The organism is Nannocystis pusilla, assembly GCF_026626665.1.
Classification (GTDB): domain Bacteria; phylum Myxococcota_A; class Polyangia; order Nannocystales; family Nannocystaceae; genus Nannocystis; species Nannocystis pusilla.
The window spans coordinates 547596-564826 of record NZ_JAPNKE010000002.1; the positions used below are offsets into that span (position 1 = coordinate 547596).

Here is a 17231-nt window from a genome sequence, read left to right on the forward strand (position 1 = left end):
ACATCAGGCGCGCCTTCAGAACGAGGAGCAACGAGGAGCCGTCGAGTAGGCGGGATGAGAGCGGGTCGAGATCGTCGGCCGGCGATGCGACGAGTCAGCAACGGTGTGGCCCGATCGAAATCCTTGCTTCGCCGGGTTCGATGCCCCGCGAAGAGCACCTGAGGGTGGAGTTCTACCTGGAATCGGGCGATGCAACGGAGGCATGGACCTGATGGCGACTCAAGCACGAGAGCCTAACCCCGAGACCGCCGAGAAGACGCCGCGACGCCGCTTCACGCCCGCGTACAAGTTGAAGATCCTCGCGCAGACCGACCACGCGAGCGAGGGACAGATCGGCGCCATCCTGCGCAAGGAGGGCCTGTACAGCTCGCTGTTGTCGACCTGGAGGCGCCAGCGGGACGAGGGTACCCTGGGGGCGTTGAAGCCGAAGAAGCGTGGACCGAAGCCGAAGCAGGACCCCGAGCAGAAAGAACTGGAGCGCCTGCGCCGCCGGGTGGCGCAGCTCGAGCACAAGCTCGAGACGGCGGAGCTGATCATCGACGTCCAAAAGTCTCGCAATTGCTCGGGATCCCGCTCGCGACGATCGAGCCGTCCGAGAAGACCTGATCGCGCAGGCGGGCGAGCTGTCTGAGAGGACAGGTCTGCGGCAGGCGTGCGAGGCGCTGGGCGTCTCGCGCGCCACCGTGTACCGCCGTCGCCGCCCCGCGCCGGTGAAGTCGCCGAGACCGCGGAGGACGCCGCGAGCGCTGAGCCCTGGAGAGCGCCAGGAGGTGCTGGAGATGCTGCACAGCGAGCGCTTCGTCGACAAGGCGCCCGAGGTCATCGTGGCGCTCCTGCTCGACGAGGGGCGCTGGGTGTGCAGCGCGCGGACGATGTATCGCCTGCTCGCGCAGGATGGCGAGGTCCGGGAGCGCCGGCAGCAGCGGCGGCACACCGAGTACAAGCGCCCCGAGCTGCTGGCGACCGCGCCGAACCAGGTGTGGTCGTGGGACGTCACCTGGCTGCGAGGACCGACCCGGGGCCAATACTACTACCTGTACGTCCTGCTCGACATCTACAGCCGCTGCGTCGTCGGCTGGACCCTGGCGCACCGCGAGAGCGCCGACCTCGCCGCGCGCCTGCTCCGCACCACCTACGACAAACAACAAATTAGACCTGATCAATTGACCATTCACGCCGATCGCGGCGCCGTCCAGACGTCCCGCGAGCTCGCCGACCTCTACCAAGCCCTGGGCGCCCGCCGCTCGCACAGCCGGCCCCACGTCAGCGACGACAATCCCTACTCCGAGGCCCACTTCAAGACCCTCAAGTACACCCACGACTACCCCGACCGCTTCGCCTCCTACGACGAAGCACACACCTTCTGCGCCCGCTTCATCGACGGCTACAACCACCACCACCGTCACTCCGGCATCGCCTTCCTCGCCCCCGCGGACGTGCATTACGGCCGCACCGAGGCCGTCCTGTCCGTCCGGACTGCCGCCCTCCACGCCGCCTACGCCGCCCACCCGGAGCGCTTCGTCCATGGAAGACCCACGCCGCACCGGCCTGCCGCCGCGGTCTACATCAACCCTCCGGGCCGCCCCGAGCGCGGCCCTCGCGAGTACGAAGTCCATGTCCTTACGGACAGGTGCATCGCGATGGATCCACCTTCGGAGCACCTCTCCGGTGAAATCTCACATTCACTAAACCTGATCAGCACCGTGTCTCAAAGTCATTGACAGGCTCCGCTACCTCGCCATCGTCGTCGCGCCTGAGCTGATCCGGCGTCGCTGGCGAGCGGAGGAGAAGACCTTCCGCTCGCGCTTCTGGCGGCCAGGGACGCGGCCGGACAGCAACTACTACTCGCGGTTGTGGTGGATCGCCGAGCTGACCTCGGGCGCCGACGGCGATTACGAGCGCACTCGGAAGGTCCTGAGCGGCCAGGCCCGTGCCACCGCGATCTTCGTGCGGAGCCTCTCCCACTACTTCCCGGCGGTTCAAGCGTGCGCCGAGGTTCTTGCGGAAGAGCAGGGCGAGGTGGTAGCCCGCGCTGTACGCGAGCTCTACCGAGAGCTGGCGCTCCTCCCACGCGAGGCGCTGTCGGACTCCGACATCGCCGAGATCCTCGCGATGAGGTGACGCGTGCCAAGGCAGGGCGCATGTGACGGTCTCGCGGCCGGCGGGCCAGGTCGCCATGCAGTCCATCACGACGACGCGAAAGGTCGCCACGGCCGGCGTGCTCGTCGGCGCGGCTGACGCTTGAGTCGCTCCGATGACTAGCGGCGTCTTGGGTCGAGTGCTGCCCGCTGGCGAGCAACGCTCCCGTCGCGCTATAGCTCTGGCGACCTCGAGCGATCGCGGGGAGTGCATGGCACTGGTGTACACACCGGTCCCATGCCAGGAGTTCAGCCTTGGCGGCGACTGCCTCGGAGCGACCTAAAAAGCCGGCCGACAAGCCCCGTCGACTGCGGTTGCGGCGACGGCAGTTCGATTGGGATCGTCATCCGGGTGTCCGGCGCGCGCTCATACGTCCGGAGGGTCGGCGGGTCGGGCGGTGGGGCTGCGAGTGCCTGGCGGGTGATTTCAGCGAAGCGGTCATACGCCTGGTCGGGGTCGAGTCCGAACACCCGGTACTCGCGGTAGTTCTCGTAGCGGAGCTGGACGGTCTGCGCGGTCATGAACGGTCCGGACCCCGCCTCCTTTAGGGTCGGCTCGCGGCCGAGGGTCTCCCACACGGCGACCCATCGGTACGCGAAGCGGCCGATGGACGCAGCCAGCGTTAGCTGGTCCCACCGCTTCGACTCCTCGTCTGTTCCCTTGGCGGCGGGCAGGGCGGGGACGAGTGGTGCGATGCCGAGCCAGAGCGTGCGCGGGTCGGCGGGCAGGATGCGGACTGCGGCCCGCACGGCACCGGGGCACTTCTCGCCGATCGCCGCGTAGAGCATCGATACGTCGCCGCCGAACCAGGCGTTGGTCGTGGCCGCGACCTTCCGCCCGTAGACCTTGAGCGTAGGCGGTCGCCCTTTCTCGTTCAGGAGGCGGTGGTACAGGACCGAGGCATCACGGATCGAGGCGTCCCAACGGCGCCGCAGGTAAACGTCGAGATAGGTCGTTGCCCAGGCGCGGCGGTAGCGCGTGATCACGTCGCGCAGGTGCTCGAACCCGTCGTACTGGTCGCCGTCGACCGACATCGTGATGACGATCGCAGGACCGTTGGTGCGGGGGCCCTCGTCCTTGTACCGTCGGGCTCGCGGCCGGAGGTGGCGCTTCCCCGCGACGAGGTCAGAAAAGAGTGCGCGGTCCACCGGGGCCCCAAGTGCCTCTAGCTCGGCGAGATTCCTGGCGTAGTACTCGGTGGCGTCTTCGAGGCTGGTGCGGCTGTACGGGCCCTCGCAGATGAACCATGCCGTCAGGGCGACGCCATGCCAGAAGTTCAGGGCGGGCCCGAGGGCCTGTGCCACGGTGTAGTGAGGCGATGGGTTGCTGATGACGACGTCCGGGCTCGTCGGCGACATCTGGCGGCCCCACAGCCGGTTGATCTCGCCGAGCAGATCAGGCGGCAGGAGCGCCGCGAACGCGTACGGGGTCGATCGCCCGTCGTCGAACCCACCGTGGTCGACTGGCAGGTCCTGCTCGGCCACCAGGCCCCACAGTGATGGCATGCCCTTCGCGTGGTGCGCGTGGACCTCGTCGAAGGTCGCCCAGTAGCGCTTCAGGGCGACCACGCGGTCCTCCACGGGCGAGACCCCGGAGTCGGCCGACCAGTAGGAGGCGGCGATCTTGGCCGCCTCCTCAGGCGGGATGCCGAGGGCGGCTGCCGCGGCCGCGGCCTTCGATGCGCCCGCGACCAGCACGCGAGGCTCAGGGAGCGCGGTAGCGATCTGCTCGTCGGGGTGCGGGGCCTCGCCGAGGTAGTCGAGGAAGGCAAGCCAGTCGCCCCCGAAGTACGCGACGAGGCCCAGTCGGAGGTTCGCAGTGACGACGCGCGTGCGCAGCGCCCGACCGTCGGCATCCGCCTTTGCGTAGTAGGCGCGAACGAGGTCCCGCAGGACCAGGGCGCGCCAGCGCCGGGCGGCCTCCGGCGCCCACTCCGACAGCGCTCCGGTGAGACGCGTGACGACGGCCACGCGCTGATCGACGGTCAACCGCGACCAACCGCCGCCGTAACGCATTGGGTCCATGAGAATACGGACGTCCACGCCGAGTTGCTCAAACAGGTCGTACACGCCCTGCCACTGGGCCTTCTGCTGTGCTGGCGAACTCCCAACGCGCTCCTGACCTCGATCGGCGAGTGCATTGCTGCAAATGCTGGGGCGAGTACTGCCCATAGGTAAACCGCCTCCGGGTTGCCCTTCACCTTTGAGCGTCCACGCTCCATCTCCGTTCGGTTCGGGTCCATGACCGAGCCCGGCACGCGGATCTCGTCGGGGATGAACCACGATCCGCGCGACTCGATCCGCTCGACCGAGTACGCCTCGACGATGAGGGCGCGCTCTTCATGCGTCAGCGATGGGATCCCGATCCGGTCGCTGTTACTCTGCCCGGTCGCTACTGGCTGGCCGGCGAGCCTCGCAGCGAGCAAACGGCCGGTGAGTGCGTCGAGAGCATGGAACCTCGCGGATCTGTTGTTGGTGTCCTCAAGGGCCAGGACGTCGGTCGGGAGTTCGGTAAGGGCCACGCGGGCGCCGAAGGTCTGTCGGGTGATGGCTTTGGGCTTGCGCGCCTTTGCCGGCACCTTGCCGACCTCTCTGGCGAGACGCGTCGCGCGCTTCGCCACGCTGTCGCGGAGCGTCCCTGGACGGAGCCGCGTCGCTAGCGAGGTAGACATCTGCAGGGCGTCGGAACTGCGACCGGTCCGCTCGAGGAGGATCAGGAGCCGCTCGATCGTCTCCTCGTGGTCGCACCCCTCGTTCATGAGCGTGCGGTAGCACGCGATGGCCCCATCCGTGTCGCCGAGGGCCTCCGCGGCGAGGCCTCGCCTGTGGCGCACGAGCCACTCAACGTCGCGGTTCCCGATCTCGTGGGCGAGCGTCTCAGCGCGGACGAGCGGATCCTTGTGGTCACGGCCCGCCTCGGCCCATTGGACGGCCCGATCCGCGAGTCGCACGAGCAGGCTCGCGTCGTGCCAGAAGGGCCCCTGTGCCTTTCGCACCCTCTCCGCGTCAGTCCTAACGGCCTGCTCGACCTTGTCGTACTCGTCTCCGGCGAGCCACAACTGGTGCAGCATCCCAATCGTCGCCGGGATGTTGGAACCTGCGGCAACGGAGGCCGCGAGCACGCGCTCTGCCTCGATGGCGTCGCCCGCGTTCATTAGCGCGTCGCCGAGCCGGCCCTCGATGTACCGGAGCCCGAACTTGTCGTCGCGGTCGCGAGGCGGCGTTCGGCCTCGAGGGCCTTGCGCCAGAGGCCGGCTGCCTTCGCGTAGTCGCCCTGCTGGATTGCCTCGATCGCCTGAGCCGCGATCCTGCGGGCGGCCTCGCTACTCACTGATCACCTTCAGGAGCTGGGTGAACTTGTCAAAGGGCACGGGGTTGTCCGAGGTGGATGCGTATGCCGCGTATCGGGCGGCGAGGGCCTCCCGCTCCCGCTCGAGCCGCCGCTGCTCGACGCGGGCTTGGTCGTGGACCACACGACTCATGATGGAGCCCGGCTCGAACAACACGAAGGTGTCCGGACGCGTGGCCGTGTCCACACCCGTCGACCCGGGCAGATCGCCGGGCCCGGACTTGCCCCAGGTCCGCGAGGTGTGGACCGTGGACGAGTCCATGTCGTTCTCGCGGTAGATGGTGTCGATGTGGCCGTCCAACCCGAACTCGGCGTGGTACACGACGTCGAGAAACTGCTGGTCCGGGCCGACACGGCCAACAACCGCGGGGTGAAGCAGCACGCGGATCCCTCGACCGACGAACTGGTAGAACTCCGAGAACGAGCCATATGGACGCATCGGCACGACGATGCTGATTGGCGGGAAGTCGTATCCTTGGCCAAGCATCTTGAGCTGAACGATGGCGTCGAGGTCGCCGCTTTCTTGCTCGAAGCGACTTCGCACCGCGCCAATCGCGCGATCGGTCATGGCGTGGTGCAGGTAGGCCGCGGCGATCCCGTACGCCTTGGCGATGCGTGTGATCTGCGCGGCGTGCCACTCGCCGAGTGCCGAGAAGAGGACCCGCGGCTTGACCGGGGCGAGGACCTCGCGCTGTCGGTCGAGGCAGTCCCTGACCACCCACATCACCTGGCGGATGGACGCGTCAGACTTCGCCACGATCCGCCCGAGCTTCCGCTCGTCGCCGATCAGGGCGAGCAGCGCCTCGCGCCCGACGATTTCCTCCCGGGCGCCGTCGGGCCAGACCATCTCATAGACGGTTTCGTCGCTCTCCGGCGCGAAGCGCTGGATGCGCAGGTTCTTCGCGTTGCCGTCTGCGATCGAGTCGATGAGGCGGTAGCGATAGACGATGTCAGCATCGATGGGCTTGCCGTCGAGGCGTTGGAAGCAGGCCGACATGAGCAGGGTCCGGGCACCGGAGAAGTGCGCGAATAGGCGCTGGTAGGATTCGGAGGCGGCGATGTGCGCCTCGTCGACAACGATGAGGTCGATGTCGTGCGGCGCGAGCTTGGCGAGCAGGTCGTCGGCGTCGCCGCCGGTGCCCAGCAAATGGAAGTTGGTGATGATGATGTCAGCGGCCCTGAGCGCGTCGCCGGCGATCTCGCGGAAGGGCCCCTCGTCGCGGTCGAGCGTCAAAACAGCGGGCGGGCGCAGACCGGGGATCAGCGGGCCGCCAGGCAGGCCGTAGAGGACGTTGCCCAGTGCGGTGTGATCGAGCGCCTTGTCGAACGTACTGCGGATGATGTTGCCCGGGGACACGATAAGTGCCCGGCGCCGCGTGAACGCGAGTACTGCCGCGATGCCGAGCGCCGTCTTGCCCGCGCCGACGGCCATCACGCACGCAGCGCTCCGACTGCCCGAGCCGTAGTAGTCGGCAAGGGCCCAGAACGCCTCCTTCTGGCAGGTGCGCAGGGTCTTGAGGTTCAGCCTGTCTCGGACATCGTCGAAGTAGGAGCCGGGGACCTTCGGGGCCGTCAGCGACGGCCCGAGCGGTGAGACATTCTCGGTACAGGCCCGCGCGTCGTCGTTCAGCGTCGACGCTCCGCCGAAGAGCTCATGTTGCTGGACCAGTACGTCCTTGAAGGTGGGTCGCACGCGGACCAACGCGGCCAAGAAGTCGCGATTGAGCAGGCCGCGGTCCCCAAGCCTTTGGGCGAGGTCGAAGGCAAGTTGAGCGGTAGAACTGGGCGACGGAGGCAATGCTTTGTAGAGTTCCGACCCACCGTGAGAGAAGGCGAGCCGCCGCAACTCGTCTGCGTCGAACTGGTCGGTCAAAAACTGGCTAAGCCACGTGACGGCGGACGCAGTGGGCACGCGCGAATGATACTGGAACCTCACCGCTGCGAGGTAGGTCCAGACGAGGGCAGACACGCGGAGGCCCGCCTGTCGGCCGAGGATCCGGGCGTGGTGCTCGGCGAGTTCAGCGCCCTCACCTCGGCGATCGGCCCCCGCTCCTCGTGCATGATCTCCGGTCCGGCGCCACGCGCTCTCCGACCCCACGCGGTGCTGTACATGTGAGCGTGGGGGCTGCTACCCTCTGCTGGCTCCATGGGCCTCTTCCCTGAGAAGCGCCTCCCTACCTGCCCGGCGGATAACACGAGTTCCAGGCCCGGTGGCGCGATACCGCTCTCCAACCCGCCGAACCGGGCCCGCTGAATGGGCCAGGGCCGTGATCGACAGAAGGCAATCCAATAGGCGGCCCGAGACGTCCATCGATACGGCCGCGCTCGAACGACACACTCGCCCGAGGAGACGCCTCGGCAATAGTCGACGAAGCCGCGAGCAAGACGAGGAGAGAGGACATCATGCGAACGTTGGTGACGAGTACTGTTATCCTGGCCATTCTCACGGCGTGCGACGCAGCGGACGCGGACGGCGTAGGCATGGACGGAGGGTCGACGACGAGCAGGAGCGGGACGTCGGGTGGCGAAGCGGAGGATACGGTCGAGCAGGAGGCAACTCCGCGCGAACTGCCTCCTGCGGAGTCGCTGGCGCTTATGGACAGCCTGAGGCCGGCGGCGCAGGGCGAGGCGAACATGACGAGTACCGTATGGAGTAAGGGCAAGGGCAAGGTCGCCCTGGCGTACGCTTCGAGCAACACCTGCTACCTTAGCGAGGTCCACGGCAAGCTCGCGGCAGAAACGGACAGCGTCCGGGTGTGGCCCGAGAACGGTGTCTGGTACGCGGAAGGGAAGGGGGAGCCCTCGTCGTTCTCGGTGAACTGCTTCCGTAAGGAGTTCGCGGCGCGGGACACCTCGCAAGGGACGGATGGGATCGTGTCCTGGATCAGGGATGGAGATCCGGTAGGGCTCGGCCTCGTGCGTAAGCTTGAGGGCCAGTCTCTGCGGAGACGTGTTTGCTTCCTGACCGAGATCAGTGGGCCGCTCCGGGACGCCGGCGACGGCGTGGCGCTCTTTCAGCTCAACGGCGGTTGGGTGCTTGGTGGGTCGAGGGGCGAGTTGTCGCCCGGCCCGGCGCGCGCCAGCGCCGTGTGTGCGACCTGGGTCGGCGGTGCCGGCGGACCGGACCCCGCGGCCTCCGAGCTCAAGTGGAAGCAGGGGGAGGCGAAGAAGCCTTTTTCACTCGAAAGCTTTCACGATCTGCCGTGTGCGTTGACCCGAGTCAGCGGCAACTTCGGCGCCTCGAATGCATGGGTCGGCGTTTGGCGGGAGGGCCAGAGGATGTTCCTTGGCGGCGGAACGTCGTCGACCAGCATCTCCGGCGCTGGTCGTTGTCTGGGTGGCGCACTGGTGCTCACTCCGTGACGAATCGAGGACCAGCGCAGCGCGCGAAGCTGCGCTGGTCGTCAGACGTAGAAGGGGTTACTCGGCGACCCAGTCCAGCGCGCGCTATTTCGAGCTACGAGGCCGTCGCCCGCGTGCGGGCGAGCCCGCGGCGCAGCCCGGCGGCAAGCAGCCGGCGGCAAGATTTTTCCATCCAGCACCTAGGCTAAGACGTCAGCCGGGAGCATGACCCCCTCCATGGCGATCCAGGACCCACTGAGTGACTACGGATTGGTTCGGCGCTGGAACGAAGGCGACAAGGCCTCTGGTAGCGAGCTGATCAATCGTCACTTCGACGCGCTCGATCGGTTCTTCCGCAACAAGCTGTTCCGCGACGGCGCCGACCTGCGCCAGTTGACGTTCGAGCGGATCTGTAAGCACCGTGCCAACTTTCGCGGCGAGTCGTCCTTCCGTACGTATTTGTTTAGCGTGGCGCATCACGTGTTGATTGACCACCTCCGCAAGCACGTGCGTGAATCAGCCGACTTCGACCTCGAGGGGCTGGCCGATCTCGGGGCCTCTCCGAGCAGCCTCGTCAGCCGCTCGCGTGAGCACACGCGCCTTGCCCAGGCATTGCGCGAGATCCCGCTGAAAGAGCAGATTGTCCTCGAGCTTCACTACTGGGAGGACTGCTCGATGGATGAGATCGCGGTGATCCTTGAGATCCCGCCCGGTACCACGAGATCGCGCGCCCAGCAGGGCCGGGAGAAGCTGCTCAAGAAGCTGTCCAAGAGTCGCTTCCTGGCTCGCCCCGTTAATCGGGGGACATCGAAGCCTGGCTGGCCAGTCTGCGGGACCTGATCCGCCGCAAGAGGTGACGTTGTGGCGACCGACGACGAAGAGACCCGCGGTCTGTCCGCGGAGCTGGGCCTCAGCCTCGTGCGCGCGCGATTGCTCGGCGCGCCGAACCCGATTGTCGGCAAGTACGAGATCATTGAGGAACTGGGAGAGGGGGCCTACGGGACTGTCTTCTGCGCCCGTGACGGCGAACTGAACCGAAACGTCGCCGTCAAGGTCTTTGACGAGACCGCGACGGCCGAGACACGTGCCGCGATCATGGCCGAGGCGAAGGCCCTGGCCAACTTCCAGCACGCTCACATCGTCACGCTGTACGAGGTGGCGAGCGTCGACCAGTCGTTGTACGTCGTGATGGAGTACGTCGACGGGACGACGCTCGCACGCTGGGAAGCCGAGCCCGGCCGCACGTGGACGGAGATCCTCGGCGCGTACCTGGCCGCGGGCGAGGGGCTCGCGCAGATCCACGCGCGGGGGTACATCCACCGCGACCTAAAGCCCGAGAACGTGCTGGTCGACGGCGCGGGCAACGTCAAGGTGGCCGACTTCGGGTTGGCGCGGCGGTACGTAGATCGACAGGAGGAAGTGGCGCCGAGGGACGGAGCAAGCTCCACCTACTTTTTGGACAGCCCCTTCAGCGCCCCCGAACTCCGTTCCGGAGGGCGAGCGACGGAACGAAGCGACCAGTACGCCTTCTGTGCTGCCTTGTGGCTGGCGCTCGGCGGGTCGCTACTTCCCGTACGCGCGCCACCGGTGCCTCGGGGGCTGGTCCGTGCCCTCAGCCGCGGCCTGCAAGAGCAGCCGGAGACGCGATGGGCCTCTATGCGCGAACTACTTCGCGTTCTGCAGCCCAAATCACGCCGTCGCGCAGCGATCATCCTGTCGTCCGTGCTGTTCCTGATCATCGGCCTCAGCCTCGGCATGTTACTGAGCCGCGAGCGCTTCAGCGTCGAAGCCGCGTGCCAGGCGACGCGCGACGATCTCGACGTGCTCGACCTCGACCGCCGACGCGAGTTGCTCGACCTCCGCTTTCCGGCAGAGGCCCCGCGGATCGACGAGATGATCGATACGTTGCGCGCCGGATACCAGGGCGTTAGCCAAGAGCTATGTACCCTGGCTATGGGCGGTGTGACTGGCTCCGAGCAGTACCTAGCTCAGAGGACATGCCTCGAGGACGTTCGCAGCCGCCTCGGCGCGATGCTCAGCCTGGCCGAGACCGACATGACCGTCACGGCCGTCGACGTCGTTACGCTGCTTGTGGACATCCCGCAAGCCGACGCTTGTCGAGCCGCTTCGGAGTTCGGCGCGACTATCGGCGACCGCTCGATCCTCGTGCAGATACGGGACATCGCCCCGCTACGCCGCAGGCTTGCCGAGGCCGAAACCCTCGAGCTGATCCGCCGTCGCCGCGAGGCCGGCGACATGATTGAGGCGCTCCTGCCGGAGATCCATCGTGCCGGCGATCCGCGACTCCTGAGCCGGGCGTTGACGCTGTACGGCACCAGTCTCGTGTGGCGTGAGCGGCTTGGGGCCGCCGCGGACGTGCTCAAGCAGGCGTACGAGTTGGCCTTCACCCACAAGGCGGACGACATCGCCGTCGAGGCGGCGGCGATGCGCACGCACGTCCTCGGCTTCAAGCTGCTGCGGTACGATGAGGCGATGGCGAGCGCTCACGACGCCGAAGTGCTGATCGAGCGTGAGTCGCTGCCTGACGTATACAGCGGGCGGGTGGACATCGAGCGCGCTCGAATCTCCCGTCGCAAGCACCGGATAGAGGAGGCGCTCGCCATCAACCGCGCGGCCGTCCGCAAGCTCAAGGACGCGGTCGGACCCAATTCGCGCCGGAGGCTGCGCCCGATGACGGGTACGGAGCCTGTCAATGACTTTGAGACACGGTGCTGATCAGGTTTAGTGAATGTGAGATTTCACCGGAGAGGTGCTCCGAAGGTGGATCCATCGCGATGCACCTGTCCGTAAGGACATGGACTTCGTACTCGCGAGGGCCGCGCTCGGGGCGGCCCGGAGGGTTGATGTAGACCGCGGCGGCAGGCCGGTGCGGCGTGGGTCTTCCATGGACGAAGCGCTCCGGGTGGGCGGCGTAGGCGGCGTGGAGGGCGGCAGTCCGGACGGACAGGACGGCCTCGGTGCGGCCGTAATGCACGTCCGCGGGGGCGAGGAAGGCGATGCCGGAGTGACGGTGGTGGTGGTTGTAGCCGTCGATGAAGCGGGCGCAGAAGGTGTGTGCTTCGTCGTAGGAGGCGAAGCGGTCGGGGTAGTCGTGGGTGTACTTGAGGGTCTTGAAGTGGGCCTCGGAGTAGGGATTGTCGTCGCTGACGTGGGGCCGGCTGTGCGAGCGGCGGGCGCCCAGGGCTTGGTAGAGGTCGGCGAGCTCGCGGGACGTCTGGACGGCGCCGCGATCGGCGTGAATGGTCAATTGATCAGGTCTAATTGTTGTTTGTCGTAGGTGGTGCGGAGCAGGCGCGCGGCGAGGTCGGCGCTCTCGCGGTGCGCCAGGGTCCAGCCGACGACGCAGCGGCTGTAGATGTCGAGCAGGACGTACAGGTAGTAGTATTGGCCCCGGGTCGGTCCTCGCAGCCAGGTGACGTCCCACGACCACACCTGGTTCGGCGCGGTCGCCAGCAGCTCGGGGCGCTTGTACTCGGTGTGCCGCCGCTGCTGCCGGCGCTCCCGGACCTCGCCATCCTGCGCGAGCAGGCGATACATCGTCCGCGCGCTGCACACCCAGCGCCCCTCGTCGAGCAGGAGCGCCACGATGACCTCGGGCGCCTTGTCGACGAAGCGCTCGCTGTGCAGCATCTCCAGCACCTCCTGGCGCTCTCCAGGGCTCAGCGCTCGCGGCGTCCTCCGCGGTCTCGGCGACTTCACCGGCGCGGGGCGGCGACGGCGGTACACGGTGGCGCGCGAGACGCCCAGCGCCTCGCACGCCTGCCGCAGACCTGTCCTCTCAGACAGCTCGCCCGCCTGCGCGATCAGGTCTTCTCGGACGGCTCGATCGTCGCGAGCGGGATCCCGAGCAATTGCGAGACTTTTTTGGACGTCGATGATCAGCTCCGCCGTCTCGAGCTTGTGCTCGAGCTGCGCCACCCGGCGGCGCAGGCGCTCCAGTTCTTTCTGCTCGGGGTCCTGCTTCGGCTTCGGTCCACGCTTCTTCGGCTTCAACGCCCCCAGGGTACCCTCGTCCCGCTGGCGCCTCCAGGTCGACAACAGCGAGCTGTACAGGCCCTCCTTGCGCAGGATGGCGCCGATCTGTCCCTCGCTCGCGTGGTCGGTCTGCGCGAGGATCTTCAACTTGTACGCGGGCGTGAAGCGGCGTCGCGGCGTCTTCTCGGCGGTCTCGGGGTTAGGCTCTCGTGCTTGAGTCGCCATCAGGTCCATGCCTCCGTTGCATCGCCCGATTCCAGGTAGAACTCCACCCTCAGGTGCTCTTCGCGGGGCATCGAACCCGGCGAAGCAAGGATTTCGATCGGGCTACACCGTTGCTGACTCGTCGCATCGCCGGCCGACGATCTCGACCCGCTCTCATCCCGCCTACTCGACGGCTCCTCGTTGCTCCTCGTTTCTGAAGGCGCGCCTGATGTTCGTGGTCGCCGCAGGCACAGCAAGACTTTCGACCGGACTACACCGTTGCTGATTCGTCGCATCGATGGCCGACGACCTCGTCCTGCTCACACCCTGCCTACGCGATTGCTCCGGGCTGCCGCTCTCTTGGAAAACCCTCCTGGTGCTCGATGCCGCCGCAGGCGCAGCAAGACTTTCGACCAGACTACGCCGTTGCTGACTCGTTGCATCGGCGGCCAACGACCTCGTCCTGCTCACACAACGCCTACTCGATTGCTCCGGGTTGCCGCTTCTCTGGATGGTTGGTTTGCTCATGCTCTGGATTCACGGACTCGCCCTGCTCTCTAAACTTCGCGGGGACCGTGTCTCACAAGACATTGTCAGGTAGGGGGTATCGCCCAAATGCTGTTCTCCAACCTCGGACAGCTCGACCTTGCCGAGGCGGCATTCCTTCAACTGCAAGAGGTGGCGATAGAGACCTACGGGCGAGGCTCGCCCTACCAGGCGATCGCGCTCGGCGGTCGCGGCGAGATCGAGGTCGAGCGCGGCTTCCCCGAGCTCGGGGCCGCTTGGCTTGCGGAGAGCATCGAGATGTTCGGCCACCAGATTTCGTCTCGCGATTATGGTCCGATGTCGAACTACAACGCGCTCGGCCGAGCTTTCCTTCACGCTGGGGACCTGACCGCGGCGACGGAAGTATTCCAGGAGTGCATCGCGCTCAACGAGTACTACTTCTTCCCTGTGACGACGTTTCTATCCGAGTCGTTGACTGGACTCGGGCAGGTCGAACTCGCTCGCCGGGACTTTCGCGCGGCTGCGGAGTACCTCGAAGAAGCGCTGATTCTGCGGGAGGGCAACCCGGCCCTCGACCTGCCGCACGAATTGCCGGAGACTCGGCTCGCTCTCGGCTTCGCCCTGTGGGGCGCGGGCCTCGAGCGCGAGCGGGCGCTCCGTTTGATCCGCGCATCGGAGTTTGAGCTCGAGCATCCGCGCGAACCGTGCTATTACTGCGCCGTTTATCGTGCGGAGCTCGAGCGATGGTTCGGCGAGAATCCGGATGCGGCGGCCATCAGTGAGCCGTTGCGTACTCCGGCCCCCGCCCGGCTCAACATGTGGACCAATGCGCCGCGGTGGAAACGCGAACAGAAGGGACGGGCGATGTAGAATTCCGGTAGCGAAAGGAGCCGCCGCCCGCGCCGAGGTCGATGGCCGGCGAGGCCAGCAGCTCGAAAAGCATCGCGCGTGGAGCGGCTCGCGTTCCAGGGCCCGGATTTAGGCGGGGCGTGAGCCCCGCCGCGGGTGCATGCCGGCCGACCTCGCCGTCGCGCAGGAGGCACAGCCCGCCGTGCGAGTCCGTCGCGGGGTCGGGCGTCCACTTCGTTCATGCTCGCGGCTGTCGCGGGATCTCGGGGACGTGCCCGAGGATGTAACAGACGCCGTGCGGGAGCCGGCGAGCGAGCACGCCGCGCAGGAACTCGACCGGGTGCCAGGATGAACCGACCCAGAGAAGGATCGGGAGCAGCACTGACAGGATGATCATGCTCCATCCGACGAGCAGTAGGCGCAGCCGGTGGGGCCGTGCGCGCTGTTCGTCGACGAGCTTCAACCTGGCTTCGAGGCCATGTTTCTCGTCCGCACTCGCCTCAGCATGCGCCTGGTCCAGCTTCCTCCGCTCGCGCGCCAGGGCTTGATGGCACGCGAAGTCGAAGTACCAGATGGGAACGCCGAACAGCGCGATCCACAGGACGACGTTGATGAATAATCCGACGCCGTGGGACAGGTTGGCCGGAACCAGCGCCGGGCCGGCGAGAAAGAAGCGAGAGCCCTTCTCGTTGTTCGACAGGCATACAAGGCAGGACCACATCCCGCCGATCGCAGCGAGCCACAGCGCTGCCAGCAGTGGCTCGTCGAGCCGCCCGAGCCCCATGCGATGATTGCGGTCGGAGAAATCGAGCCGTAGCTTGAGCCGCCCCATCTCGCTGATCGCCGACACATGCACGCCGATGAAGAAGAGCAGCTTGGCCACGGCATAGAGGCATATGAAGACGAACGTCGTCTGGATCAGCAGCCCGATCCCGACGAAGGGGAGGAACCAACCGCGCTGGTGCTCGTCGCGCGAGCCGCCGGTGATCGTGCGGACGAAGCAGTCGTCGCGGTCGGCGGGGCACAGGTCGGCTTCGATTGGCAGCGGCGAGATCCCGCCGGCACTCAGCTCGCCGAGCGAGTAGCCCTCCAGCAGCGGAGCTTGGCGGGCCTGAACCCAACCGAACACCATGTGGTTCCAGCTCTGATACTCGCCGTATACGACGAGCGTCGCCGCGAGCAGGGAGAGGAGCGGTGTCAGCACGCGAAATACGCGGCGATTGATCCTGGCGTACCACACAACCGCCGATTCTCGCGGTCCGTTGTCTGACGAGCCCGCGACCTCAAGCCGCCGGGTCTCCGCCGCCGATTTCAAGTACAGGGTCGCGCGCTGGAGAAATACGCCGAACGCGAACAGGAACAGCGGCGCTCCCGTCAGGTACCACAGGCCATGCGGTAGCTCTGCGAGATAGCCGTAGATGAACCAGTCGCTGCGCTCGCCTGCGTCCACGACGACCTTGACGCACGCCGCACCGGCGGCGTTGGCGAGCGCGAGCGCGACGACACCGAAGAGCATGTAGAGGATAGTCACCGCGCGTCCAAATCGCCGCACGCGCGCCGCGGTGCCAGAGAGCAGCCAGCGCCCGCCCGGAAACGACAGGAGCTCGCTCAACAAGGGGAAGCGGAGATCCTGCGGTCGCTCCGCTCCCCGCTCGCGGGTTGGCGGCGGCATGACAGGCGGTGGCGGATCGACGGGAGACTCCCGGACGGGTGATGTGGGCGGGGCGCTCGGCGAGGGCGGCGTGACGGGCGGGGCCGCGACGGCGGCCGGCTCCGGGACGGGCAAGGCCGGCGGGGTGCTTGGTCCTACGGTAGGAAGATCGACGGCGAAGCGCGTGGCGACCGCCCGGATGAGCTCGAATTGCGACGGACGGTGCTCGGCGAGCCGGCGTACCGCTTCGCGTACGAGCCCGCGTACGCGCAGTACCTCGCACGCCGTGAACACAGCGTGCGCCACGGGTGTGTTGTCGCCGGGCACGTGCTGAATGAGCTCTACTCCTTGCGGCATGTACCTGAGGAAGATCCGCAGGTCGGCGGTCGAGGAAAACAGCTCGCGCAAGAGCGCGTCTAGGGCGGCCGCCGGATCGGCGTCCGACTCGGCGACGATCGGCGGAAGCGCGTGCGGCGAGCCATTGGGTCCCGCGTCCCAGCGCCGGCTCAGCTCACGCAGCGACGGGAACTTGACCGCATCGTCAATGATATCGGTCCAATCGCGGAGGTAAGCCGAGAAGTCCGCATGGTATCGAGCGCGATAGTCTGTCGTGTCGCCCACACGCAGAAGCGCCTCGGCGAGGGTGTCGCACAGGTCGAGGAAGTGCTCCCGCCTGGCGTCTACGATCGCGCTCGCTTGCTCGCCGAGATCGCCCTCGTACTTCTCGATCGCGTCGATGACGGCGCGGTTGGCTTCGTCACAAGCGCGCCGGAGTTGGAGGATCAGGTCCGGTGAGGGTTCAGGGTGCGTCATTCTCGGTTGCGAGCGCCGTCATGCTCGCTCCGTGACGGTTTCTCCGCAACGGTAGCCTCGCGCGCGTGCGCCTCGGACGTTTGCGCCGCCTCAGTGGTCCTTTGCGCGGCAATCTTCGCCATCCGCGCAGCAACCAGCCGACGCGAGTGCTCGAACGAGTCGTGCGCTGCGTGCAGCCGCCCCTGCACCGGCGGGCCGGGGTTCTTGGGATCTTTGGGTTGCTCATGTTGCCCTCAATATAGCGCCACGAGGTAGATCCCAACGGGGTGGCGCGTCGAGCAGCATGGGACGTGGCGCGTGGGAGCGCTTTCGACTGCCGGACGCGGCGGTCGACGCCGCGCCGGACGTGGCGGACCGATCACCCCGGCGCCCCACCAGCGAG

The 17231-nt window shown here is 67.0% G+C and carries 10 protein-coding genes and 2 pseudogenes; 7 read left to right on the forward strand and 5 right to left on the reverse strand.

Features of this window, described 5'->3' with window-relative positions; all coding sequences use genetic code 11:
* Positions 1 to 202: 202 nt before the first annotated feature.
* Positions 203 to 1577, forward strand: a pseudogene (locus OV079_RS02690) (IS3 family transposase); the annotation flags it as partial.
* Between the two features lie 163 nt (positions 1578 to 1740).
* On the forward strand, positions 1741 to 2121 hold the full coding sequence (locus OV079_RS02695; RefSeq protein ID WP_267778437.1) for a DUF6339 family protein: 381 nt from the start codon (positions 1741 to 1743) through the stop codon (positions 2119 to 2121).
* A gap of 266 nt (positions 2122 to 2387) precedes the next feature.
* Here the strand turns inward: OV079_RS02695 and OV079_RS02700 are convergent, their stop codons facing one another.
* From OV079_RS02700 to OV079_RS02710, 3 genes are all read right to left on the reverse strand, one after another.
* Complete coding sequence (locus OV079_RS02700; protein ID WP_267766046.1) at positions 2388 to 4208, reverse strand: hypothetical protein; 1821 nt, start codon at positions 4206 to 4208, stop codon at positions 2388 to 2390.
* The gene (locus OV079_RS02705) at positions 4124 to 5293 is read right to left on the reverse strand and encodes an AfsR/SARP family transcriptional regulator (protein ID WP_267766047.1); all 1170 of its coding nucleotides are present in this window, start codon (positions 5291 to 5293) and stop codon (positions 4124 to 4126) included. Before OV079_RS02705 ends, OV079_RS02700 begins: the two co-directional genes overlap by 85 nt.
* A gap of 168 nt (positions 5294 to 5461) precedes the next feature.
* Positions 5462 to 7360, reverse strand: a complete 1899-nt coding sequence (locus OV079_RS02710; RefSeq protein WP_267766048.1) for a DEAD/DEAH box helicase — start codon at positions 7358 to 7360, stop codon at positions 5462 to 5464.
* Between the two features lie 45 nt (positions 7361 to 7405).
* On the opposite strand from OV079_RS02710, the gene OV079_RS02715 reads away from it, so the two are divergent.
* The 4 genes from OV079_RS02715 (at position 7406) to OV079_RS02730 (ending at position 11565) form a co-directional block, all read left to right on the forward strand.
* Positions 7406 to 7603 carry a hypothetical protein gene (locus tag OV079_RS02715; RefSeq protein WP_267766049.1) on the forward strand — a complete coding sequence of 66 codons (198 nt, stop codon included), beginning with the start codon at positions 7406 to 7408 and terminating at the stop codon, positions 7601 to 7603.
* A gap of 287 nt (positions 7604 to 7890) precedes the next feature.
* Positions 7891 to 8850 (forward strand): hypothetical protein, encoded by a 960-nt coding sequence (locus OV079_RS02720; RefSeq protein ID WP_267766050.1) that lies wholly within the window; start codon positions 7891 to 7893, stop codon positions 8848 to 8850.
* A 216-nt stretch (positions 8851 to 9066) separates the two neighbouring features.
* Entirely contained in the window at positions 9067 to 9669 is a 603-nt protein-coding gene (locus OV079_RS02725) for an RNA polymerase sigma factor (RefSeq protein ID WP_267766051.1), read from the forward strand.
* 21 nt (positions 9670 to 9690) lie between these two features.
* Positions 9691 to 11565 carry a serine/threonine-protein kinase gene (locus OV079_RS02730; RefSeq protein WP_267766052.1) on the forward strand — a complete coding sequence of 625 codons (1875 nt, stop codon included), beginning with the start codon at positions 9691 to 9693 and terminating at the stop codon, positions 11563 to 11565.
* Positions 11566 to 11683: 118 nt separating this feature from the next.
* Here the strand turns inward: OV079_RS02730 and OV079_RS02735 are convergent.
* Positions 11684 to 13059, reverse strand: a pseudogene (locus tag OV079_RS02735) (IS3 family transposase); the annotation flags it as partial.
* A gap of 585 nt (positions 13060 to 13644) precedes the next feature.
* Here OV079_RS02735 and OV079_RS02740 point away from each other — a divergent pair.
* Positions 13645 to 14406, forward strand: a complete 762-nt coding sequence (locus OV079_RS02740; RefSeq protein ID WP_267766053.1) for a tetratricopeptide repeat protein — start codon at positions 13645 to 13647, stop codon at positions 14404 to 14406.
* A 217-nt stretch (positions 14407 to 14623) separates the two neighbouring features.
* Here the strand turns inward: OV079_RS02740 and OV079_RS02745 are convergent, their stop codons facing one another.
* Positions 14624 to 16849 (reverse strand): hypothetical protein, encoded by a 2226-nt coding sequence (locus OV079_RS02745; protein ID WP_267766054.1) that lies wholly within the window; start codon positions 16847 to 16849, stop codon positions 14624 to 14626.
* Positions 16850 to 17231: the final 382 nt, after the last annotated feature.